The following is a 20,611-nucleotide window of genomic DNA, read 5'->3' as shown; positions in this document are numbered from 1 at the left end:
CACAAGCGGACTCTGTCCGCGATTGGCTTCCGCGCGATGCGGACCTATCGCGGACGGAGTCCGCTCCTACGAAAGCAGGCGGGCGCCGCAGTGCGAGGACAATAAAAAAAGGGGATGCAGATGCATCCCCTTTTTTGGGCTCAGGAAGCTATCAGTTGTGGTGTTTTTCCACCACGGAACCTTCCTCTTCCTCGGCCTTCTCGCCCTCAACCTGCTCGGCAGACGCCTCGCGGGCTTCGGCTTCGTTCACCACGTCGGCCACGACGGTCTCGGCGGTGACATCAGCGGTCGGCTCGACCACGACTTCAGCTTCCACGGCAGCGGCTTCTTCAACCACGGCTTCGACGACCGGAGGCTGCTCCACCTGCGGAGCGGCAGCGGCAGCGGCGGCTGCTTCGCGGGCGGCGCGCTCTTGGCGACGACGCTCGCGCGGGTCGTTGGAGGCGCGGCCGGTGGCGTTGGCCGGAACGACCGGAGCTTCTTCGGTCGCTGCCGGAGTGGTAGCCGGGGCTTCCTCGGCAACCACCGGGGCTTCAGCCTTGGGCTCTTCGAGCAGCTGGGCGACGGCATCGATCACGGTTTCAGTGGCTGGAGCCGACGCCTCTTCCGCAACCACCGACTCGGCGGCAGTCACTTCAGCGGTCTCTACCGGCTCTGCAGCCTGTTCGGCAGGCTTGGCCAGGAACTCGATGGTCTGTTCCAGGGCGCTTTCGGTGCGCACGGCTTCAACCACACCGGACTCCAGCGGCTGGACCTCGGCAGCGGCCTGCGCAGCGGGATGCTCCTGCTCGGCGGCAGCTTCAGCAACGGCGACAGCGGTAGCAGCGGCAGCGACCATGGCGGCAGGCGACGGAGTATCGGAGGCGGCCTGTTCGGCAGTGCCTTCAGCGCTCACTTCGCCTTCAACGCCATCCACACCGGCTTCGCGCTGGCGCTCGCGGCGGTTGCTGCGGCGACGCTGGCCACGGGAGCGACGACGCGGACGCTCGTCGTCCGAACCTTCGTCGTCCTGCTGGTCCAGCAGCTCTTCGTTCGGCAGCTCTTCGGCTTCCAGGGCAGCGGCATCGCGAGCCTGACGCTCTTCGCGCGGTTGGCGCTCTTCACGGGGCGGGCGCTCGCCACGCTCACCGCGGGGCTGACGCTCTTCGCGCGGCTGGCGTTCTTCGCGGGGTTGACGCTCGGCGCGCTCGCCACGCTCTTCGCGGGGCTGGCGCTCCTCGCGCGGCTGGCGTTCGGCGCGTTCTTCGCGCGGCTGACGCTCTTCACGCGGTTGGCGTTCGGCGCGCTCTTCGCGGGGTTGACGTTCTTCGCGCGGTTGACGCTCGGCGCGCTCTTCACGCGGCTGGCGTTCCTCGCGGGGCTGGCGTTCAGCGCGCTCTTCGCGGGGCTGACGCTCTTCGCGGGCAGGACGCTCAGTGCGCTCACCGCGCTCGTCGCGGCGACCACGTTCTTTACGTTCGTCATCACGGCGACCGCCATCGCGACCGTCACGGCGACGGTTCTGCTGACGGCCGTTGCGGCGCTCGCCCTGGCTTTCGCTACGCTCGGTGGCGGGCTTCTCGGCGGCGACCGGGGTCGGCTCCGGCTTGCTGCCGGCGAACAGGCTGACCAGCGACTTCACCAGGCCCTGGAACAGGCTCGGCTCGGGCATCGGCTTGGCGGCCTCGACAACCGGCGCGGCCGCTTGCTGCGGAGCAGGGCTCTGCGGGGAAACGGTTTTCACCGCGGCTTCCTGGCGAACCAGGGTGCGGGTGGCGCTGACCGGCTGGACTTCCTCGTGTTCCTCCGGGGCCATCTCATAGCTGGCGTGGCCGGACAACAGTTCAGGGTTGTCGTCGCGCAGGCGCTGAACTTCGAAGTGCGGAGTTTCCAGGTGGTCGTCCGGCAGGATGAAGATGCGCGCGCGGGTGCGCAGCTCGATCTTGGTGATGGCGTTGCGCTTTTCGTTGAGCAGGAAGGCGGCAACCTGGAACGGCACGCGCGCACGAACTTCGGCGGTGCGGTCCTTCAGGGCTTCTTCCTCGATCAGGCGCAGGATGGCCAACGACAGGGATTCGACATCACGGATGATGCCCTGGCCGTTGCAGCGCGGGCAGACGATGCCGCTGGTCTCGCCCAGGGACGGACGCAGGCGCTGACGGGACATTTCCAGCAGGCCGAAGCGCGAGATGCGGCCAACCTGTACGCGGGCGCGGTCGGCTTCCAGGGCTTCGCGGACGCGTTCTTCCACGGCGCGCTGGTTCTTCGCCGGGGTCATGTCGATGAAGTCGATGACGATCAGGCCGCCGATGTCACGCAGGCGCAGCTGGCGGGCGATTTCCTCGGCCGCTTCCAGGTTGGTCTGCAGGGCGGTTTCCTCGATGTCGCCGCCTTTGGTGGCGCGCGCCGAGTTGATGTCGATGGACACCAGGGCCTCGGTCGGATCGATGACGATGGAGCCGCCCGACGGCAGCTTCACTTCGCGCTGGAAGGCGGTTTCGATCTGGCTCTCGATCTGGAAGCGGTTGAACAGCGGAACGCTGTCCTGGTACAGCTTCACCTTGCTCGCGTACTGCGGCATGACCTGCTGGATGAAGTTCAGCGCTTCTTCCTGGGCGTCGATGCTGTCGATCAGCACTTCGCCGATGTCCTGACGCAGGTAGTCGCGGATGGCGCGGATGATGACGTTGCTTTCCTGGTAGATCAGGAACGGACCGCTGCGCTCGCCGGAGGCTTCCTTGATGGCGCCCCACAGTTGCAGCAGGTAGTCCAGGTCCCATTGCAGCTCTTCGGAGCTGCGGCCCAGGCCCGCGGTGCGGACGATCAGGCCCATGTCGCCGGGAACGGTCAGACCGTTCAGGGCTTCACGCAGTTCGTTGCGCTCTTCGCCCTCGATGCGGCGGGAGATGCCACCAGCGCGCGGGTTGTTGGGCATGAGCACCAGGTAGCGGCCGGCGAGGCTGATGAAGGTGGTGAGGGCGGCGCCCTTGTTGCCACGTTCTTCTTTTTCGACCTGGACAATGACTTCCTGGCCTTCGCTCAGGACGTCCTTGATGTTGATGCGGCCTTCGGGGTTCTTCTTGAAGTATTCGCGGGAGATTTCTTTGAGGGGGAGGAAGCCGTGGCGCTCGGCGCCGAAGTCGACGAAGGCGGCTTCAAGGCTCGGCTCGATGCGGGTGATGCGGCCTTTATAGATGTTGGCCTTCTTTTGTTCGCGCGCGCCGGACTCGATGTCCAGGTCGAACAGGCGTTGGCCGTCTACCAGCGCTACACGCAACTCTTCGGGTTGAGTTGCGTTGATCAGCATTCTTTTCATGTAGTACCAATGGTTTCCGGGGCCACCGGAAACGGCGATCGGCACACACGACTCTCATGGTCGGTGCTAAGGCACGTACTCAGGAACGGCGGACCATTCCAGTGTCCAGCGGCGGCAGGATAAATCTGCTGTGCCGCGACTACGTTTCCTGCTTGTTGAGTAAGAACAAGCACTCATCAGGAGGAGGAATTAGCTGTCAGATGCGGACGATATGTTCCGTCTACGTTCAAGGCATGCGTTCAAGGCATGAACGCAACGCAATCCGACAGTTGTGCATCTCCGCCCTGCACATTTCCCTTAAGAGCCGGGTGCCACTCGCTGAATCCGGGAGCGGGGTTGGCTTTTATCACGGCGACCTTGGCTGCCGTGGTCATGTCTGAAGGCCTGGGTTTCGAGGCGCTGTCGGCGCGAGAATCGCTCGGGCCGTTGCAACGCTTCCGGGGACTGCCTCGTGTCCGTTCAATGTGTTTGCAGGCGGTTGGGGATGGCGATTGCGCGAACATCCGCATACCTGGCCACTTTTGGCGGCCTCCCGAATATAGCAGCAATGATTAAGTGCTTCAATTGAATGAAAAATTGTTATTATATCCGGATGACGAATCCCGCCCCTCCGACTTCCGGCGTTCAGCTGCTTGAAGTCGCGCCGGAGTATGCCGGCCAACGAATCGACAATTTCCTCCGCACCCAGCTCAAGGGCGTGCCCAAGACCCTGATCTACCGCATCCTTCGCAAGGGTGAGGTACGGGTGAATAAGGGGCGCATCAAGCCCGAGTACAAGCTGCAGGCCGGTGATGTGATACGCGTGCCGCCGCTGCGTCTGGCCGAGCGCGACGAGCCGGTGCCGCTGGCCCAGGGCCTGCTGGAGCGCCTGGAATCCGCCATCGTCTACGAAGACAAGGCGCTGATCGTGGTGAACAAGCCCACGGGTATCGCCGTGCACGGCGGCAGCGGGCTGAACTACGGCGTCATCGAGGCGTTCCGTCAGCTGCGTCCGGAGTGCAAGGATCTGGAGCTGGTGCATCGCTTGGATCGTGATACCTCCGGTCTGCTGATGATTGCCAAGAAGCGCAGCATGCTGCGCCACCTGCACGACGCCTTGCGCGGCGAGCGCGTGGTGGACAAGCGTTACCACGCCCTGGTGCGCGGCAATTGGCCGGCGGCGAAGAAGCAGATCGCCGTGCCTTTGCTGAAGAACAATCTGCGCTCCGGTGAGCGCGTGGTTGAAGTGAATCCCGAAGGCAAGGAGGCGCTGACCGAATTCAAGGTGCTGCGCCGCTTCGGTGACTTCGCCACTCTGGTTGAGGCGCGGCCGATCACCGGTCGTACCCATCAGATCCGTGTACACGCCAAGCACGCCGGTCACTCCATTGCCGGTGACCCCAAGTACGGCGACGAAGAGTTCTCCCGCGAAATCCGCGAGCTGGGCGGCAAGCGCCTGTTCCTGCATTCGGCCTACCTGCGCGTGCCGCTGCCTGATGGTGGGGTGCTGGAGCTGGAGGCGCCGGTGGACGAAGTCTGGCTGCGCACCGTGGAGCGCCTGGATGCGTGAGTATTCCCTGCTGATCTTCGATTGGGATGGCACGCTGGTGGATTCCATCGGTCGTATTGTCGAGGCGATGCGGGTGGCGGCAGTGGGTTCCGGTCTTCCGGAGCGCAGCGATGCGGCCATCAAGGGCATCATTGGCCTGGGGCTGCCCGAGGCTATCCAGACGCTTTACCCGGAGGTAGAGGAGGGCGAGCCGCTGGAGCGCTTCCGTCTTGATTACGGTAATCACTACCTGAGCCTGGAGGTGCAGCCTTCGCCGCTGTTCCCGGGCGTGGCCGAGGCCATGGCTGAGTTCCGCGGGGCGGGCTATCAATTGGCGGTCGCTACCGGCAAGAATCGCCGCGGACTGGATCGCGTGCTTGCGGGGCAGGGCTGGACTGACTTCTTCGATATCACCCGCGCCGCCGATGAGTCGGCGAGCAAGCCGGATCCGCGCATGCTGCACGAGATTCTCGAGCATTGCCGGGTCGATGCCCGCGATGCGTTGATGGTGGGCGATTCGCCCTTCGATCTGGAAATGGCGCGCCGCGCCGGCATGGATTCGGTGGCGGTGGGCTATGGTGCTCAGTCGCTGGATATCCTTCGGGAGTATGGTCCTGCGCTGGAAGTGAATCATTTCAACGAATTGCGCGCCTGGCTCGCCGGGCGCTCGGTCAAACCGCTGCTCGAGGTAGGCAACTGATGTCGGATGAATGGAAGGCGGACGATAGCAAGGCTGCGCAAGCCACGGCAGGTGACGACAAGAGCTGGAAGCTGCTGGAAAAGGCCGTGCTGGCCGGCGTCCAGGAGCAGCGTCGGTCGCGTCGCTGGGGTATCTTCTTCAAATTGCTGACATTTGTTTATCTGTTCGGCGCGTTGGCGTTGTTCAGTCCTTTCGGCGGTTTGTCCAAGTCCGCGTCGCGCAGTGCCAGCCATACGGCGCTGATCGAGGTGAAAGGCATGATCGCGGACAACGAGGCGGCCAGTGCCGACAATATCGTTGGCGCGCTGCGTTCCGCGTTCGAGGATGCTGGCACCAAGGGTATCGTCCTGCGTATCAACAGTCCGGGCGGCAGCCCGGTGCAGTCCGGTTATGTCTACGATGAAATCAAGCGCCTGCGTGGCGAGCATCCGAATATCAAGGTCTACGCGGTCATCAGTGATCTGGGGGCTTCCGGTGCCTACTACATCGCCAGTGCTGCCGACGAGATCTACGCGGACAAGGCAAGTCTGGTGGGTTCCATCGGCGTGACGGCAGCGACTTTCGGCTTCGTCGGTACCATGGAGAAGCTGGGTGTGGATCGCCGCATCTATACCTCGGGCGAGCACAAGGCCTTCCTCGATCCGTTCCAGCCGCAGAAGGCGGACGAAACCGCTTTCTGGCAGCAGGTGCTGGATACCACGCACAAGCAGTTCATCGATGTGGTGAAAAAAGGGCGCGGCGATCGCCTGAAGGACAAGGATCATCCCGAGCTGTTCTCCGGCCTGATCTGGTCGGGCGAGCAGGCCCTGCAGTTGGGGTTGATCGATGGTCTGGGCAGTACCAGTTACGTGGCGCGCGAGATCATCAAGGAGAAGGAGGTGGTGGACTACACCGTCCAGGAAACTGCCTTCGATCGTTTCACCAAGAAGCTTGGCGCCAGCGTTGCCGAGCGCCTGGCGCTGTGGATGGGTTTCCAGGGGCCGGCCCTGCGTTGAGGTCTTTCCTTATATAAAGGAAGAAAAAGGCCCGGCGATTGCCGGGCCATTTCGTTCGACCGCTCGCTATCAGGGAATCTGCACCCGTTCGGCAAGGAGCATGTCGACGAGGCGAATCAGCGGCAGGCCGATCAGGCTGGTGGCGTCTTCGCCTTCGGTGGCGCGGAACAGGCTGACCCCCAGGCCTTCGGCCTTGAAGCTGCCGGCGCAGTCGAAGGGTTGTTCGGCCTCCAGGTAACGGCGAATGCGTGCTTCGTCGAGCGTGCGGAAGTGCACGGTAAAAGGCACGCAATCGATTTGGGCTTCACCGCTCTGGCTATTGAGCAGGCAGAGGCCGGTGAGGAAGCTGACGCTCTTGCCGCTGGCATCCTTCAGTTGCTCGGTCGCGCGCTCGATATCGCCGGGTTTGCCGAGAATCCGGCTGCCATTCACAGCGGCCTGGTCCGAGCCGATGATCAGGTGGGCGGGGTATTGCTGGGCCAGCGCGCGGGCTTTGCTTTGCGCCAGTCGGCGCACCAGTTGGTTGGCGCTCTCGCCGGGCAGCGGGGATTCGTCGATGTCGGGGCTGGCGCATTCGAACGGCAGGCGCAGGCGCTGCAGCAATTCACGACGGTAGGGCGAGCTGGAAGCAAGGATCAGGGGGAGCATGGAGAATTCCTTCGGAGCATCACCGCGATTCTAGCGAAAAGGGCTGTCCATACAGCGGTTTATGGCTAATTTCCTTTGACAGCTTCGGGTGCATCCCTATAATGGCGCGCTTATGTTGAATGGACCGATACCACCTCACGTTGATCCGCGCAAATTGGTAGAGCGCGCCGCCACCCTCGAGGGTGTGCTGCCGATCGCCAAGATGGCACGTCTCAGCGAGCAACTGACCAGCAGTGAAGGCGATGTTCACGCGAAGTTTTCCTTCTTCCGTGATCAGCAGAAACTGGCGGTCATGCACGTCGAGCTCAATGGCGAGGTGAGCATGGTATGCCAGCGCTGTCTCGAGCCGGCCAACTTCCATGTGGGTGGTGAGTACGATTACGTCATCATCCCGGAAGGCAAGTCGATCGATGATCTGCCCAGTGGCTACGATGCGTTGGAAGTGGGGGATGACCCCATCGACCTGACCTCGCTGGCTGAGGACGAGTTGCTGCTCGCCTTGCCCATCGTGCCGGTCCATGACCCTGAGGATTGCCAGCAGCCGGTGGGATACGCTACAGCGCCCGAACCGAGCGAGAACGTCGAAGAGCGGCCCAATCCGTTCAGCGTACTGGCGCAGTTGAAGCGTGACCCAAACGTTTAGGAGTTAATCAATCATGGCTGTTCAGCAGAACAAAAAATCCCGTTCCGCTCGTGACATGCGTCGTTCGCACGATGCCCTGGAGGCGAACGCTCTGTCCGTGGAAAAGAGCACCGGTGAAGTTCACCTGCGCCACCACGTCTCCCCGGACGGTTTCTATCGCGGCCGCAAGGTCGTAGACAAAGGCTCTGACGAGTAATCTTTGTCCGCACCAATCATCGCGATTGATGCAATGGGTGGGGACTACGGTCCCCACTGCATTGTTCCGGCCTGCATTTCCTTTCTGGCCGAATATGCATCCCTCCAGCTGGTCCTCGTCGGCCAAGCTCCTCTGATAGAAGAACACCTGCGCGGCCTTTCTCCGGTCGAGCGCCAGCGTCTTCATGTCCACCACGCCAGCGAAATCGTCACGATGGACGAGCGTCCGTCTCAGGCGTTGCGTGGCAAGCCCGATTCCTCCATGCGTGTTGCCCTCGAGCTGGTTCGAGATGGCAAGGCTCATGCCTGCGTCAGTGCTGGCAATACCGGTGCGCTGATGGCGCTCTCTCGTTACCTGCTCAAGACCTTGCCCGGCATCGACCGTCCGGCGATGGTGACGGCCGTGCCGACGCAGACGGGCCATTGCCACCTGCTTGACCTGGGCGCGAATGTCGACTGCAGTGCCGAGCACCTCTACCAGTTCGCTGTCATGGGGGCTGTCGCGGCGGAAACGCTGGGCAAGAGCAATCCCCGGGTCGCGCTGCTCAACGTCGGCACCGAGGACATCAAGGGCAACCAGCAGGTGAAGCTGGCTGCCAGTCTCCTGCAGCAGGCGCGTGGCGTTAATTACGTAGGCTATATCGAAGGCGACGGCCTGTATCGTGGGCTGGCGGATGTGGTGGTGTGCGACGGTTTCGTCGGCAACATTCTGCTCAAGTCCAGCGAAGGTCTTGCGGCCATGGTCGCGGCGCGCCTGGAGGAGTTGTTCAACTCCAGTCTGCCGGCCAAGGCGGTCGGGCTCATGGCGATGCCGTTCCTGCGCCGGCTGCGCGGCGATCTGACGCCATCGCAGCACAACGGCGCGAGTTTCCTGGGCTTGCAGGGCATCGTGGTGAAGAGTCACGGCAGCGCGAAAGAGGAGGGCATCCAGAGCGCCCTGCGCCGCGCACTGCTGGAAGTTCGCGAGAATCTGCCCCAGCGGCTGCATGGCCGCCTGGAACATCTGCTCTAATGTGTGACCGCGGTCGTCAGACCGTCATCCAACTGTCAGTTCAATGCGCCAGGCTTTCGCCGGCGTTATCCATTTGACGACACAGACAAAAGGGACCTGTTGCAATGTCCGCATCCCTCGCCTTCGTATTCCCCGGTCAAGGTTCGCAGTCGCTCGGCATGCTCGCCGAGCTGGGTGCCCAGCACGCCACCGTGCGCGAGACCTTCGCCGAAGCTTCCGCCGCCCTGGGTTATGACCTGTGGGCCCTGGTCCAGGAAGGTCCGGAAGAGCGCCTGAACCAGACCGACAAGACCCAGCCCGCCATCCTCACTGCCTCCATTGCCCTGTGGCGCCTGTGGCAGGCGGAAGGTGGCGTGCAGCCGGCCTATGTGGCTGGCCATAGCCTGGGCGAGTACTCCGCGCTGGTCGCCGCTGGCAGCCTGGCCTTCGCCGATGCGGTGAAGCTGGTCGAGCGTCGCGGCCAACTGATGCAGGAAGCTGTTCCTGCCGGCACTGGCGGCATGGCCGCCATCCTCGGCCTGGAGGATGCCGATGTGCTCGCCGCCTGCGCCGAAGCGGCCCAGGGTGAAGTGGTCAGTGCTGTGAACTTCAATGCGCCCGGTCAGGTGGTGATTGCTGGTGCCGCCAAGGCTGTCGAGCGCGCCATCGAAGGCTGCAAGGCTCGTGGGGCCAAGCGCGCCGTGGCCCTGCCGGTCAGCGTGCCATCGCACTGCGAACTGATGCGTCCGGCTGCTGAGCGCTTCGCCGAGGCCGTCGAGGCTGTGCAGTGGCAAATGCCGCAGATTGCCCTGGTGCAGAACGTCACCGCCCAGGTGCCGGCTGACCTGGCGGCGCTCAAGCGCGACCTGCTGGCGCAGCTGTACAGCCCGGTCCGCTGGGTCGAGAGCGTGCAGCTGCTGGCCGAGAAGGGCGTCACCGACCTGGTCGAGTGCGGCCCGGGCAAGGTACTGGCTGGTTTGAACAAGCGTTGCGCCAAGGGCGTGACCACCCACAACCTGGACTCCGCGGACGCCTTCGGTGCAGCCCGCGCGGCTCTGGCTTGAACAGGAGATAAAGCATGAGTCTGCAAGGTAAGGTTGCCCTGGTTACTGGCGCGAGCCGCGGTATTGGCCAGGCCATCGCACTGGAACTGGGTCGCATGGGCGCCACCGTGGTCGGCACTGCTACCAGCGAATCCGGCGCACAGAAGATTTCCGAGTACCTCAAGGAAAATGGCATCCGGGGTTCTGGCATGGTCCTGGATGTGTCCAACGACGAGTCCGTGACCGCCGTTGTCGAAGCCATCCAGAAAGAATCCGGTGCACCGGCCATCGTCGTCAATAACGCCGGCATCACCCGCGATAACCTGCTGATGCGCATGAAAGACGACGAGTGGTTCGACGTCGTCAACACCAACCTCAACAGCCTCTACCGTCTGTCGAAAGCCGTCCTGCGCGGCATGACCAAGGCTCGCTGGGGTCGCATTATCAATATCGGCTCCGTCGTCGGTGCCATGGGCAACGCGGGGCAGACCAACTACGCCGCCGCCAAGGCCGGTCTGGAAGGCTTCACCCGCGCGCTGGCGCGCGAAGTCGGTTCCCGTGCTATCACTGTCAACGCGGTTGCTCCTGGCTTCATCGATACCGACATGACTCGCGAACTGCCGGAGGCTCAGCGTGAAGCGCTGCTCGGGCAGATTCCGCTGGGTCGACTGGGACAAGCCGAAGAGATCGCCAAAGTGGTAGCATTCCTCGCTTCCGAGGGCGCAGCTTACGTAACGGGTGCCACGGTACCGGTGAATGGCGGAATGTACATGAGCTGATGTGACGAGTTCCTTCGTGGCGATGTCATATGCGCTGTCTAAATTTCCCCAAGCGTTCGCGCTGGGATAGACAGAGCAACTGGGTCGCCGGGAAGGGGCGTCAGCGTTCAGCTTGAAATGCAGAAAACCCTTTCTATACACTTACCCGCAGCCCAGCTGTACGGATTGTCCATAGGAGTGAAAACAAGGTATGAGCACCATCGAAGAACGCGTCAAGAAGATCGTTGCTGAGCAACTCGGCGTTAAGGAAGAAGAAGTCACCAACAGCGCTTCCTTCGTTGAAGACCTGGGCGCCGACTCCCTTGACACCGTTGAGCTGGTGATGGCTCTGGAAGAGGAATTCGAGACCGAAATCCCCGACGAGCAAGCCGAGAAGATCACCACCGTTCAGGAAGCCATCGACTACATCGTTGCCCACCAGGCATAAGACGTAGTCGTCGGCTCCCCGACGAAAGAAGCCGCACGGCCTGCAAAGGCGTGCGGCTTTTCTTTAACGCCGGCATCTGCCGGCGTTATTGCCGTGAAATACATGAGAGGAAGTCACAGTGTCGCGTAGACGCGTAGTCATCACTGGCATGGGAATGTTGTCGCCCCTGGGCGTGGATGTGCCGAGCAGTTGGGAAGGCATTCTCGCCGGGCGCAGCGGTATCGCCCCGATCGAACACATGGACCTGTCCGCCTTTGCCACCCGTTTCGGCGGCTCGGTGAAAGGGTTCGACGTCGAGCAATACATGTCCGCCAAGGAAGCTCGCAAACTCGACCTGTTCATCCAGTACGGCCTCGCCGCCAGCTATCAGGCGGTGCGCGATTCCGGTCTGGAAGTCACCGACGCCAACCGGGAGCGCATCGGCGTTGCCATCGGTTCGGGCATCGGCGGCCTGACCAACATCGAAAACACCTGTCGTTCGCTGTTCGAGCAGGGCCCGCGGCGTATCTCGCCGTTCTTCGTGCCTGGCTCGGTCATCAACATGGTTTCCGGGTTCCTGTCGATCAACCTCGGTCTGCAGGGCCCCAACTACGCCATTACCACTGCCTGCACCACCGGCACCCACAATATCGGCATGGCCGCCCGCAATATCGCCTACGGCGATGCTGACGTGATGGTCGCCGGCGGGTCCGAAATGGCGGCCTGTGGTCTCGGCCTGGGCGGCTTCGGCGCGGCTCGCGCACTATCCACCCGTAACGACGAGCCGACCAGAGCGAGCCGCCCGTGGGACCAGGACCGTGACGGTTTCGTGCTCTCAGACGGTGCCGGTTCCCTGGTTCTGGAAGAGCTGGAGCACGCCAAGGCACGTGGCGCACGCATCTACGCCGAAGTTGTCGGCTTCGGCATGAGCGGCGACGCCTTCCACATGACCGCTCCGCCGGAAGACGGCGCCGGTGCAGCACGCTGCATGAAGGCGGCGCTTCGCGATGCCGGGCTCAACCCCGAGCAGGTCGACTATATCAATGCCCACGGTACCTCGACGCCGGCAGGCGACATCGCGGAAATCGCCGCGGTGAAGTCGATCTTCGGCGATCACGCCTACCAGCTGTCGATGAGCTCCACCAAGTCCATGACGGGCCATCTGCTGGGTGCTGCCGGCGCGGTCGAGGCGATCTTCTGCGTACTCGCGCTGCGTGATCAGGTCGCTCCGCCGACCATCAACCTGGACAACCCCAGCGAAGGCTGCGATCTCGACCTGGTCGCGCATCAGGCCAAGGAACGTCCGATCGAGGTCGCCTTGTCCAACTCGTTCGGCTTCGGTGGTACCAACGGTTCCCTGGTGTTCCGCCGGTTCCACGACTGATGCTGAGCTGGATCGACGGCCAGAGCGCCGAGGCCCTGTCTGCACGTGATCGCGGGCTGGCCTACGGTGACGGGCTGTTCGAGACGATCTGCGTGTCCGCAGGCCGCCCGCGCCTGCTGGCACGCCATCGGGCGAGGCTGGAGGAGGGCGTTCGGCGCCTGTCCCTGCCCGTCTCGCTCGATCTCGTCGAAGATGAACTCCTGCGTTTTTCCGCCCTGCTCGGCGATGGTGTCGCCAAGCTGATGCTGACCCGTGGCGAAGGTGCTCGCGGCTATGCCCCACAGGCCGATGCCCGGGTGCGTCGCCTGTTGCTGGGTTCTCCCGCGCCGGCCTACCCGGCGAAGAACGGCGAAGAGGGCGTCACGCTCTTCCCCTGCGCCACCCGCCTGGCTGAACAGCCGTTGCTCGCCGGCCTCAAGCACCTCAATCGCCTGGAACAGGTCCTGGCCCGCGCCGAGTGGAGCGACCCGGCCTTCGCCGAAGGATTGATGCGCGATGTTTCCGGGCGGATCGTCGAAGGGGTGTTCAGCAACCTGTTCCTGGTGAAGCAGGGTGAGCTGATCACGGCTGAGCTCAGCCGTTGTGGCGTCGCCGGCGTGATGCGCGCGGAGATCCTCGAGCGCACCCGCGACCTGGGGCTGCCGGTCATCGTCCGCGACATCGAGTACGGCGAACTGGCGCAGGCCGATGAGGTCTTTCTCTGCAACAGCCTCTACGGTATCTGGCCGGTGCGCGGCGTGGCCGAGTTCGCTTGGCCGGTCGGGCCGCTGACCCGTAAACTGCAGGGCCAACTCCGCGAACTTCTGGATTCCTGATACGTGATGCGCAAATTGCTGGTGCTGCTGGAAGGCGGCCTGCTGCTGGCCGGGCTCGTGCTGGGCCTGGCGGCCTGGGAGCAGCAGCGTGCGCTGCAGCAGCCGCTCCAGCTTACCGAAGAGCGTCTGCTCGACGCCCCCAGCGGCGCCACCCCCGGCCGCCTGCTGACCCGCCTGGAAGACGAAAACATCCTGCACGGTGGCTTCTGGCTGCGCCTGTACTGGCGTTTCAACCTGGCCGGCGAGGCGCTGCACAGCGGCGAATACCGCCTGACGCCGGGCATGACCGCCGCCCAGTTGCTCGACTTGTGGCGAGAGGGCGATGTGGTGCAGTACGGCCTGACGCTGGTCGAGGGCTGGAACTTCCACCAGGTGCGCGAACTGCTTGCCCGCCAGCCCAAGTTGGAGCAGACCCTGAACGGCCTCAGCGATGCCGAGGTCATGGCGAAGCTGGGCAAGCCCGGCGTCTTCCCCGAAGGCCGCTTCTTCCCTGATACCTACCGCTTCGTCCGTGGCACCAAGGATGTCGACATCCTCAAGCACGCCTACCAGCGCATGGACAGCATCCTGGCCGAGGAGTGGGACAAGCGCAGCGATGACCTGCCCTACAAGGATTCCTACCAGGCGCTGATCATGGCCTCGCTGGTGGAGAAGGAAACCGGCGTGCCCCAGGAGCGCGGCCAGATCGCCGGGGTCTTCGTGCGTCGCCTGCAGAAGAACATGCTGCTGCAGACCGATCCGACCGTCATCTACGGCATGGGCGAGCGCTACGCCGGCAAGATCACCCGCGCCGATTTGCGCACTCCGACCCCCTACAACACCTACGTGGTCGCCGGCCTGCCGCCGACGCCCATTGCGCTGCCCGGCCGCGAGGCCATCCACGCCGCGCTCAACCCGGTGGCGGGACAGAGTCTGTACTTTGTCGCCCGCGGCGACGGCAGCCATACCTTCTCCGACAACCTCGACGACCACAACAAGGCCGTTCAGGAGTTCCAGATCAAGCGCCGCGCCGACTACCGTTCCAGTCCGGCGCCCGTTCCGCTGCCGGCGCCGATGCCGGACGCCGACGCTCCCGCCGCAGACACCCCTGCGGCGCAGTAGCCCGACAACACAAGGAGTGAGCCGAGTGACCGGCCTGTTCATCACCCTGGAAGGCCCCGAAGGCGCGGGCAAGAGCACCAATCGCGAGTACCTGGCCGAGCGTCTGCGCGAGCGCGGTATCGAGGTCCAGCTCACCCGCGAGCCCGGCGGCACGCCGCTGGCCGAACGCATCCGCGAACTGCTGCTGGACCCCAGCGATGAAAAGATGGCGGTGGATACCGAGCTGCTGCTGGTCTTCGCTGCTCGCGCGCAGCACATCGCCGAGGTTATCCGCCCGGCTCTCGAGCGAGGCGCCGTCGTTCTCTGTGATCGCTTCACGGACGCCACCTACGCCTACCAGGGCGGTGGCCGCGGCCTGCCGGTGGAGCGCATTGCGCAACTGGAGAGTTTCGTCCAGGGCGGCCTGCGCCCCGACCTCACCCTGGTCTTCGACCTGCCGGTGGAAATCGGCTTGTCCCGCGCCGCTGCGCGTGGCCGCCTGGATCGTTTCGAGCAGGAAGGCCGTGCCTTCTTCGACGCGGTACGTAATACCTATCTGGATCGCGCCCGAGCGGAGCCTGCGCGCTATCGCATCCTCGATGCCGCGCAGTCGCTGGCCGACGTGCAGCGTGATCTGGATGCGCTGCTGCCGAGCCTGCTGGAGCGCCTCAATGGCTGACATCTATCCTTGGCAGCAGGGCCTCTGGCAGCAGCTCAGCAGCCGACCGCGCCACGCCCACGCCTATTTGCTGCACGGCCCGGCTGGCATCGGCAAGCGCGTGCTGGCCGACAATCTCGTGCATTTCCTGCTCTGCCAGCATCCAGAAGGCGGCAAGGCGTGCGGGCAGTGCAAGGCCTGCCTGCTGCTCGCGGCTGGTACCCACCCGGACTTCTTCCTGCTGGAGCCTGAAGAGCCGGAAAAACCCATCCGTGTCGATCAGGTCCGCGAACTGGTGGGCTTCGTGGTGCAGACCGCACAGTTGGGCGGGCGCAAGGTGGTGCTGCTCGAGCCGGCCGAGGCCATGAACCTCAACGCCGCCAACGCATTGCTGAAGAGTCTGGAAGAGCCTTCTGGCGACACCGTGCTGCTGCTGATCAGCCATCAGCCCAGCCGCTTGCTACCGACCATCAAGAGCCGCTGCGTGCAGCAGGCCTGTCCGCAGCCAACGGCTGAGCAGGCCCGTGACTGGCTGGCCAATGCACTGCCGGGCGAATCTGCTGAGGCGCTGGACGAGTTGCTGGTACTGGCCGGCGGCTCGCCGCTTACAGCGCTGCGCTTGCAGGGCCAGAACGTGCGCGAGCAGCGCGCGCAGGTGGTAGAGGGCGTAAAGAAGCTGCTCAAGCAGCAGGTTGCCCCAGGTCAGCTGGCAGAAAGCTGGAATGCGGTACCTTTGCCACTGTTGTTCGACTGGTTCTGCGACTGGTCGCTGCTGATCCTGCGCTACCAATTGGCCCGCGACGAAGAAGGGTTGGGATTGGCCGACATGCGCAAGGTCGTGCAGTACCTCGCCGAGAAGTCGACACAACCCAAGGTGCTGGCGATGCAGGACTGGCTGCTGCTGCAACGGCAGAAGGTTCTCAATAAAGCCAACCTTAACCGTGCCTTGCTTCTCGAAGCCTTGCTCGTACAGTGGGCAAGTCTCCCCGGGCCGGGCTAGAATCCGGCCATCGGAAAAATCTGCCAGGACAGCTGAATGAGCTTGCCACCAAATCTGGGTCCGCGTAACGGAATCCTGTCTTTGACCATCAAGGACAAATCCGTGCTGTATGCCGCCTACATGCCGTTCATCCGCAACGGAGGGCTGTTCATTCCGACCAACAAGACCTACAAGTTGGGCGACGAGGTCTTCATGCTGCTCAACCTGATGGACGAGCCGGAGAAGATCCCGGTCGCCGGCAAGGTGGTCTGGATCACGCCGAAAGGCGCCCAGGGCAACCGTGCCGCCGGTATCGGCGTGCAGTTCAACGATGGCGACAACACCGCGCGCAACAAGATCGAGACCTACCTCGCCGGCGCGCTGAAGTCGGACCGCCCGACCCATACCATGTAGAATTCGTCGCCTATACAGCTGCACGCACGAAGCGCCCGATGGGGCGCTTCGTCATTTTTCGGAGAGTGTTTTCATGCTGGTCGATTCCCACTGCCATCTCGATCGTCTCGATCTCGCCGCCCACGACGGGTCGCTGGATGCCGCGCTGGACGCCGCGCGGGCGCGTGGCGTCAGCCAGTTCCTGTGCATCGGCGTAAGTGCGGACAACGCCAGGGCGGTGAAGGACCTGGCTGAACGCTATGCCGATGTGCATTGCTCCGTGGGCGTCCATCCGCTGGACCTTGAGCCCGGTGCCGCGCCGGCGCTGGACTGGTTGCTGGACGAGCTGAATCATCCGCGTGTGGTGGCGATCGGCGAGACCGGCCTGGATTATCACTACGAGCCCGAGGCCGCCGAGTTGCAACAGGAGGCTTTCCGCCTGCACCTGGAGGCCGCCAAGCTCACCGGCAAGCCGGTCATCGTGCATACGCGCGAAGCCCGCGCCGACACCCTGGCGCTGCTGCGCGAGGCGGCGCTGCCGCAGGCCGGCGTGCTGCACTGCTTCACCGAAGACTGGGAGATGGCCAAGGCGGCGCTGGATATCGGCTTCTACATTTCGCTGTCGGGCATCGTCACCTTCCGTAATGCCGAGCAGCTGCGCGAAGTCGCCCGCCAGGTGCCGGTGGATCGCCTGCTGGTGGAAACCGATTCGCCCTACCTGGCACCGGTTCCCCACCGCGGCAAGCCGAACCTGCCCGAATACGTACGCGAAGTGGCCGAGTACCTGGCCGTGCTGCGCGGAGTCAGCTTCGAGAGCCTGGCCGAGCAGACCACTGCCAACTTCCGCCGGCTGTTCCCGCTCGCCAGCTGATCGACTGGATGAGGAACGCCGTTACATTTCCTGCGCGCAAAAAAAAACCCGGGTTCTGGGGGATGAATCCGGGTCAAGACCATTAGGAGTGTAACAATAAGGCACGCGATCCTCGGTGCCTTCACCGGCAGGGCACTTGGGGGGAGATGCCGCGCACCGGTATCTACAAGTATTGGCCAAGTTGCGGCGGCTGCCACAGGGTGCCCGGTGTTTTTTAAACGGATTTGGAATACATCACACCGGGCTGAGCAGCTTTCTCGGTCGCGACTGCATTACTGCCCCGCCAGAGCCACGATCAGCTCCAGGGTTTCGTCGATCAACGCCTCGCTGGTGTAGAAGTGCGGCGAGAAGCGGATGCCGGCCCCACGCTGGATGCACACCACCTGTTCGGCGCGCAGGCGCTCCAGCAGCCGCGTATTGTCCCAACCTGCCAGGCTGAAGGTCAGGATGCCGGCGCGGCGGGTCGGGTCCAGCGGGCTGTGCAGTGAGGCTCCGTCGATACGGCCCAGGCCGTCCTGCAACTGCTGGACGCGCGCCTGCACCAGTTCGCCTACCGTCCCCATGCCCACTTCCTCCAGCAGGCTCAGGCTGGCTTCCAGCGCCACGGCGCCCAGCATATTCGGGCTGCCGCACTCGAAACGCCGCGCGCTGCGGGCCGGCTGCCAGTCAGCGAGGTCATAGTTGCCGGCGTTTTCCAGCATGTGCCAGCCGTATTCCTGCAATGCCAGTTGGTCGCGCTCGGCGGCGCGGCAATAGAACACACCCAGGCCCTCCGGGCCGAGCAGCCATTTGTGGCCGTCGGCCATGGCGAAGGCGCAGTCATAGGCCTGGACGTCGAAGGGCAGGGCGCCCAGTTGCTGGATGGCATCGATGCAATACAGCACGCCGCGCTGGCGGCAGCCGGCGCCGAGGCGCTCCAGGTCCATGCGCAGGCCGCTGGCGTACTGCACGGCGCTGATAGACAGCAGGCGGGTGCGCGAGGTGCAGGCGGCCAGCAGGTTGCCCTCCGGGTCATCGCCGTCCAGGCTCACCTGGATGACTTCCACGCCGCGCGGCTTCAGCGCTTCCCAGACGATGCGGTTGGAGGGGAATTCCTGGTCGCTGATCACCACCTGGTCGCCAGGGCGCCAGTCCAGGCCGAAAGCGACGAACGACAGCGCCTCCGAGGTGTTCTTCACCAGCGCGATGTCGCCGGTGCTCCGGGCGTTCACCAGGCGCATCAAGCGCTCGCGCAGACGCCTTTCGATGGTCAGCCAGCGCGGGTAGTCGCGCGCGCCCTGCAGGATGTTCTCCTGGGCGAAGGCCGCCACGGCGTCTGCGGCGCGCTTCGGCCAGGGGGCGACCGCCGCGTGGTTCAGGTAGCGCAGGCCGGGTTGGTGCGGAAACTCGGAAGAAAAGCTAATCATGTCGGATGATCCGTGCAATTTGGCGCTGAATAGGCATAATACGCGGCTTCGAATTTTGACTATTTTTGACCGAACAGTCTTTTTATGCAGAAAGAGCCGCGCAAGGTTCGCGAATTCCGCCGTCGCGAACAGGAAATCCTCGACACCGCCCTCAAGCTGTTCCTGGAACAGGGCGAAGACAGTGTCACGGTCGAAATGATCGCCGATGCCGTAGGTATCGGCAAAGGCACCATTTACAAGCACTTCAAGTCCAAGGCGGAAATCTACCTGCGCCTGATGCTGGACTACGAGCGCGATCTGGCCGACCTGTTCCACTCCGAAGACGTCGCCCGCGACAAGGAGCGCCTGTCGCGCGCCTACTTCGAGTTCCGCATGCGTGATCCGCAGCGCTACCGTCTTTTCGACCGCCTGGAAGAAAAGGTGGTGAAGACCAGCCAGGTCCCGGAGATGGTTGAGGAGCTGCACAAGATCCGCGAATCCAACTTCGAGCGCCTGAGCCAGCTGATCAAGGAACGCATTGCGGCGGGCAAGCTGGAAGACGTTCCGGCCTACTTCCACTACTGCGCAGCCTGGGCCCTGGTGCATGGCGCCGTGGCGCTGTACCACTCGCCGTTCTGGCGCGACGTGCTGGAGGATCAGGAAGGGTTCTTCCAGTTCCTCATGGACATCGGCGTGCGCATGGGTAACAAGCGCAAGCGCGACGGCGATACGCCGGCCGCCTGAGTCGACATTCGCGCTGTCCATCGTCGCTCATGCGACAGGGTGGCGGCCGAGGGCGGGGATATACTGAATGGATGATCCCCGCCGGAGCCAAGCATGATCGTCGACCGCCAGGGCAGGCGCTTCCGCAATTTGCGGGTCAGCCTGACCGCCGCATGCAACTACGCCTGCACTTACTGCGTGCCGGACGGCAAGCGTCTGGTCGCTGCACAGGATGAGTTGCCCGCCGAATCGCTGGTGCGTGGCGTCGCCTACCTGATCGAGGCCGCCGGCATCGAGCGCCTGCGGGTCACCGGCGGTGAGCCGCTGGTCAGTCCGAAGCTGGATACCTTCCTCCACGGCGTAAGCCGCCTCGGTTTGCAGGACATTTCCCTCACCACCAACGGCCAACTGTTGTCGAAGAAGCTGCCGCTGCTGCTGGACTGCGGTATCCGCCGCCTCAATGTCTCACTTGATACCCTGGATGCCGACGCCTTCCGGCGTATCGCCCGCGGTGGCGACCTGGCCACCGTGCTCACGGGGCTCGACGAGGCCCGCGCGGCCGGGTTGAAGATCAAGCTGAACATGGTGCCCCTGCGTGGACAGAACCTCGACCAGGTGGTGCCGTTGCTGGACTACTGCCTGGGGCATGGCTTCGAACTGCGCTTCATCGAGCTGATGCGCATGGGGCACCTGGCCCACGATCCCAATGGCTTCCACCAGCAGTTCGTCAGTTTGCAGGAGCTGCTGGAACTGATCGGGGCTCGTCACTCCTACATCCAGGCCGATGCGCCGGTGGACGCTACCGCCATTCGCTACGAAGTGCCGGGGCAGGGTTATTTCGGTGTCATCGCCAACGAAAGCGTGCCGTTCTGCCGGACCTGTTCGCGCCTGCGCCTGTCGTCCACCGGCTGGCTGCATGGCTGCCTGTCGTCGAGCAACCGCCACTACGTCGGCGACCTGCTGGACAAGCCCCGCCACCAGGCGCTCCCGGCCCTGCAGCGGTTGCTGGTGCGGGCCCTGGCGGACAAGCAGGAAGTTGCCTTCTCCGGCGGCGTCACCATCATGAAGATCATCGGCGGCTGAGATCGCCCCCAGACCTG

Annotated in this window: 21 protein-coding genes; 18 read left to right on the top strand and 3 right to left on the bottom strand. The window is 63.9% G+C overall.

Going from position 1 to position 20,611, the window contains the following annotated elements; translation table 11 throughout:
* Nucleotides 1-151 precede the first annotated feature (151 nt).
* Nucleotides 152-3,295: a ribonuclease E gene (gene rne / locus C167_RS0107450; protein ID WP_026078872.1), complete on the bottom strand. Its 3,144-nt coding sequence runs from the start codon at nt 3,293-3,295 to the stop codon at nt 152-154.
* Between the two features lie 592 nt (nt 3,296-3,887).
* Between rne and rluC the strand changes: the two genes are divergently transcribed.
* From rluC to sppA, 3 genes are read left to right on the top strand one after another with little or no spacing between them, the layout of a single operon-like run.
* Nucleotides 3,888-4,844, top strand: coding sequence for a 23S rRNA pseudouridine(955/2504/2580) synthase RluC (gene rluC / locus C167_RS0107445; RefSeq protein ID WP_017517638.1), 957 nt, complete (start codon nt 3,888-3,890; stop codon nt 4,842-4,844).
* Nucleotides 4,837-5,523: an HAD-IIIA family hydrolase gene (locus C167_RS0107440; RefSeq protein ID WP_017517637.1), complete on the top strand. Its 687-nt coding sequence runs from the start codon at nt 4,837-4,839 to the stop codon at nt 5,521-5,523. Before rluC ends, C167_RS0107440 begins: the two co-directional genes overlap by 8 nt.
* Nucleotides 5,523-6,518 (top strand): signal peptide peptidase SppA, encoded by a 996-nt coding sequence (gene sppA, locus C167_RS0107435; RefSeq protein WP_017517636.1) that lies wholly within the window; start codon nt 5,523-5,525, stop codon nt 6,516-6,518. Before C167_RS0107440 ends, sppA begins: the two co-directional genes overlap by 1 nt.
* Nucleotides 6,519-6,587: 69 nt before the next feature.
* On the opposite strand, the gene C167_RS0107430 is transcribed toward sppA, so the two are convergent.
* On the bottom strand, nt 6,588-7,166 hold the full coding sequence (locus tag C167_RS0107430) for a Maf family protein (protein ID WP_017517635.1): 579 nt from the start codon (nt 7,164-7,166) through the stop codon (nt 6,588-6,590).
* 112 nt (nt 7,167-7,278) lie between these two features.
* Here C167_RS0107430 and C167_RS0107425 point away from each other — a divergent pair, with 112 nt between their 5' ends.
* The 13 genes from C167_RS0107425 to C167_RS0107365 all read left to right on the top strand — a co-directional run bounded on the left by C167_RS0107425 (nt 7,279) and on the right by C167_RS0107365 (nt 17,403).
* On the top strand, nt 7,279-7,809 hold the full coding sequence (locus C167_RS0107425) for a YceD family protein (protein ID WP_026078871.1): 531 nt from the start codon (nt 7,279-7,281) through the stop codon (nt 7,807-7,809).
* A 13-nt stretch (nt 7,810-7,822) separates the two neighbouring features.
* A complete protein-coding gene (gene rpmF / locus C167_RS32305) occupies nt 7,823-8,005 on the top strand; it encodes a 50S ribosomal protein L32 (protein WP_037006032.1) in 183 nt (60 codons plus the stop codon).
* Between the two features lie 3 nt (nt 8,006-8,008).
* Nucleotides 8,009-9,016: a phosphate acyltransferase PlsX gene (gene plsX / locus C167_RS0107415; protein WP_081596649.1), complete on the top strand. Its 1,008-nt coding sequence runs from the start codon at nt 8,009-8,011 to the stop codon at nt 9,014-9,016.
* A gap of 104 nt (nt 9,017-9,120) precedes the next feature.
* Entirely contained in the window at nt 9,121-10,059 is a 939-nt protein-coding gene (fabD, locus tag C167_RS0107410; RefSeq protein ID WP_017517631.1) for an ACP S-malonyltransferase, read from the top strand.
* Between the two features lie 14 nt (nt 10,060-10,073).
* Nucleotides 10,074-10,817: a 3-oxoacyl-ACP reductase FabG gene (gene fabG, locus C167_RS0107405; protein ID WP_017517630.1), complete on the top strand. Its 744-nt coding sequence runs from the start codon at nt 10,074-10,076 to the stop codon at nt 10,815-10,817.
* Nucleotides 10,818-11,007: 190 nt separating this feature from the next.
* Nucleotides 11,008-11,244, top strand: coding sequence for an acyl carrier protein (gene acpP, locus C167_RS0107400; protein ID WP_015477931.1), 237 nt, complete (start codon nt 11,008-11,010; stop codon nt 11,242-11,244).
* Between the two features lie 118 nt (nt 11,245-11,362).
* Entirely contained in the window at nt 11,363-12,607 is a 1,245-nt protein-coding gene (gene fabF, locus C167_RS0107395; protein ID WP_026078869.1) for a beta-ketoacyl-ACP synthase II, read from the top strand.
* Nucleotides 12,607-13,422 (top strand): aminodeoxychorismate lyase, encoded by an 816-nt coding sequence (gene pabC, locus C167_RS0107390; RefSeq protein WP_017517628.1) that lies wholly within the window; start codon nt 12,607-12,609, stop codon nt 13,420-13,422. Before fabF ends, pabC begins: the two co-directional genes overlap by 1 nt.
* Before the next feature lie 6 nt (nt 13,423-13,428).
* Entirely contained in the window at nt 13,429-14,523 is a 1,095-nt protein-coding gene (gene mltG / locus C167_RS0107385; RefSeq protein ID WP_017517627.1) for an endolytic transglycosylase MltG, read from the top strand.
* Nucleotides 14,524-14,548: 25 nt separating this feature from the next.
* On the top strand, nt 14,549-15,181 hold the full coding sequence (gene tmk, locus C167_RS0107380; protein ID WP_017517626.1) for a dTMP kinase: 633 nt from the start codon (nt 14,549-14,551) through the stop codon (nt 15,179-15,181).
* Entirely contained in the window at nt 15,174-16,160 is a 987-nt protein-coding gene (locus C167_RS0107375) for a DNA polymerase III subunit delta' (protein ID WP_017517625.1), read from the top strand. The genes tmk and C167_RS0107375 overlap by 8 nt, the downstream gene beginning before the upstream one ends.
* Nucleotides 16,161-16,196: 36 nt before the next feature.
* On the top strand, nt 16,197-16,553 hold the full coding sequence (locus tag C167_RS0107370) for a PilZ domain-containing protein (protein WP_009621447.1): 357 nt from the start codon (nt 16,197-16,199) through the stop codon (nt 16,551-16,553).
* Between the two features lie 73 nt (nt 16,554-16,626).
* Nucleotides 16,627-17,403: a TatD family hydrolase gene (locus C167_RS0107365; protein ID WP_017517623.1), complete on the top strand. Its 777-nt coding sequence runs from the start codon at nt 16,627-16,629 to the stop codon at nt 17,401-17,403.
* Between the two features lie 272 nt (nt 17,404-17,675).
* On the opposite strand, the gene C167_RS0107360 is transcribed toward C167_RS0107365, so the two are convergent.
* Nucleotides 17,676-18,809 carry an aminotransferase class V-fold PLP-dependent enzyme gene (locus tag C167_RS0107360; RefSeq protein WP_017517622.1) on the bottom strand — a complete coding sequence of 378 codons (1,134 nt, stop codon included), beginning with the start codon at nt 18,807-18,809 and terminating at the stop codon, nt 17,676-17,678.
* Nucleotides 18,810-18,893: 84 nt separating this feature from the next.
* On the opposite strand from C167_RS0107360, the gene C167_RS0107355 reads away from it, so the two are divergent.
* Both C167_RS0107355 and C167_RS0107350 read left to right on the top strand, forming a co-directional pair.
* A complete protein-coding gene (locus C167_RS0107355; protein WP_017517621.1) occupies nt 18,894-19,532 on the top strand; it encodes a TetR/AcrR family transcriptional regulator in 639 nt (212 codons plus the stop codon).
* Between the two features lie 93 nt (nt 19,533-19,625).
* Nucleotides 19,626-20,594: a GTP 3',8-cyclase MoaA gene (locus tag C167_RS0107350; protein ID WP_017517620.1), complete on the top strand. Its 969-nt coding sequence runs from the start codon at nt 19,626-19,628 to the stop codon at nt 20,592-20,594.
* Nucleotides 20,595-20,611: the final 17 nt, after the last annotated feature.

The sequence above is a fragment of the Pseudomonas nitroreducens TX1 genome, assembly GCF_000313755.1.
GTDB lineage: Bacteria > Pseudomonadota > Gammaproteobacteria > Pseudomonadales > Pseudomonadaceae > Pseudomonas > Pseudomonas nitroreducens_A.
Note: the sequence above shows the minus strand (reverse complement) of the source record. Positions and strands in the feature narration are given on the sequence as shown.

Excerpts from the sequence above, each read along its gene's own strand:
- rne (WP_026078872.1), bottom strand. The coding sequence starts at position 3,295 with ATGAAAAGAATGCTGATCAACGCAACTCAACCCGAAGAGTTGCGTGTA.
- rluC (WP_017517638.1), top strand. The coding sequence starts at position 3,888 with ATGACGAATCCCGCCCCTCCGACTTCCGGCGTTCAGCTGCTTGAAGTC.
- C167_RS0107440 (WP_017517637.1), top strand. The coding sequence starts at position 4,837 with ATGCGTGAGTATTCCCTGCTGATCTTCGATTGGGATGGCACGCTGGTG.
- sppA (WP_017517636.1), top strand. The coding sequence starts at position 5,523 with ATGTCGGATGAATGGAAGGCGGACGATAGCAAGGCTGCGCAAGCCACG.
- C167_RS0107430 (WP_017517635.1), bottom strand. The coding sequence starts at position 7,166 with ATGCTCCCCCTGATCCTTGCTTCCAGCTCGCCCTACCGTCGTGAATTG.
- C167_RS0107425 (WP_026078871.1), top strand. The coding sequence starts at position 7,279 with ATGTTGAATGGACCGATACCACCTCACGTTGATCCGCGCAAATTGGTA.
- rpmF (WP_037006032.1), top strand. The coding sequence starts at position 7,823 with ATGGCTGTTCAGCAGAACAAAAAATCCCGTTCCGCTCGTGACATGCGT.
- fabD (WP_017517631.1), top strand. The coding sequence starts at position 9,121 with ATGTCCGCATCCCTCGCCTTCGTATTCCCCGGTCAAGGTTCGCAGTCG.
- fabG (WP_017517630.1), top strand. The coding sequence starts at position 10,074 with ATGAGTCTGCAAGGTAAGGTTGCCCTGGTTACTGGCGCGAGCCGCGGT.
- acpP (WP_015477931.1), top strand. The coding sequence starts at position 11,008 with ATGAGCACCATCGAAGAACGCGTCAAGAAGATCGTTGCTGAGCAACTC.
- pabC (WP_017517628.1), top strand. The coding sequence starts at position 12,607 with ATGCTGAGCTGGATCGACGGCCAGAGCGCCGAGGCCCTGTCTGCACGT.
- mltG (WP_017517627.1), top strand. The coding sequence starts at position 13,429 with ATGCGCAAATTGCTGGTGCTGCTGGAAGGCGGCCTGCTGCTGGCCGGG.
- C167_RS0107375 (WP_017517625.1), top strand. The coding sequence starts at position 15,174 with ATGGCTGACATCTATCCTTGGCAGCAGGGCCTCTGGCAGCAGCTCAGC.
- C167_RS0107370 (WP_009621447.1), top strand. The coding sequence starts at position 16,197 with ATGAGCTTGCCACCAAATCTGGGTCCGCGTAACGGAATCCTGTCTTTG.
- C167_RS0107365 (WP_017517623.1), top strand. The coding sequence starts at position 16,627 with ATGCTGGTCGATTCCCACTGCCATCTCGATCGTCTCGATCTCGCCGCC.
- C167_RS0107360 (WP_017517622.1), bottom strand. The coding sequence starts at position 18,809 with ATGATTAGCTTTTCTTCCGAGTTTCCGCACCAACCCGGCCTGCGCTAC.
- C167_RS0107355 (WP_017517621.1), top strand. The coding sequence starts at position 18,894 with ATGCAGAAAGAGCCGCGCAAGGTTCGCGAATTCCGCCGTCGCGAACAG.
- C167_RS0107350 (WP_017517620.1), top strand. The coding sequence starts at position 19,626 with ATGATCGTCGACCGCCAGGGCAGGCGCTTCCGCAATTTGCGGGTCAGC.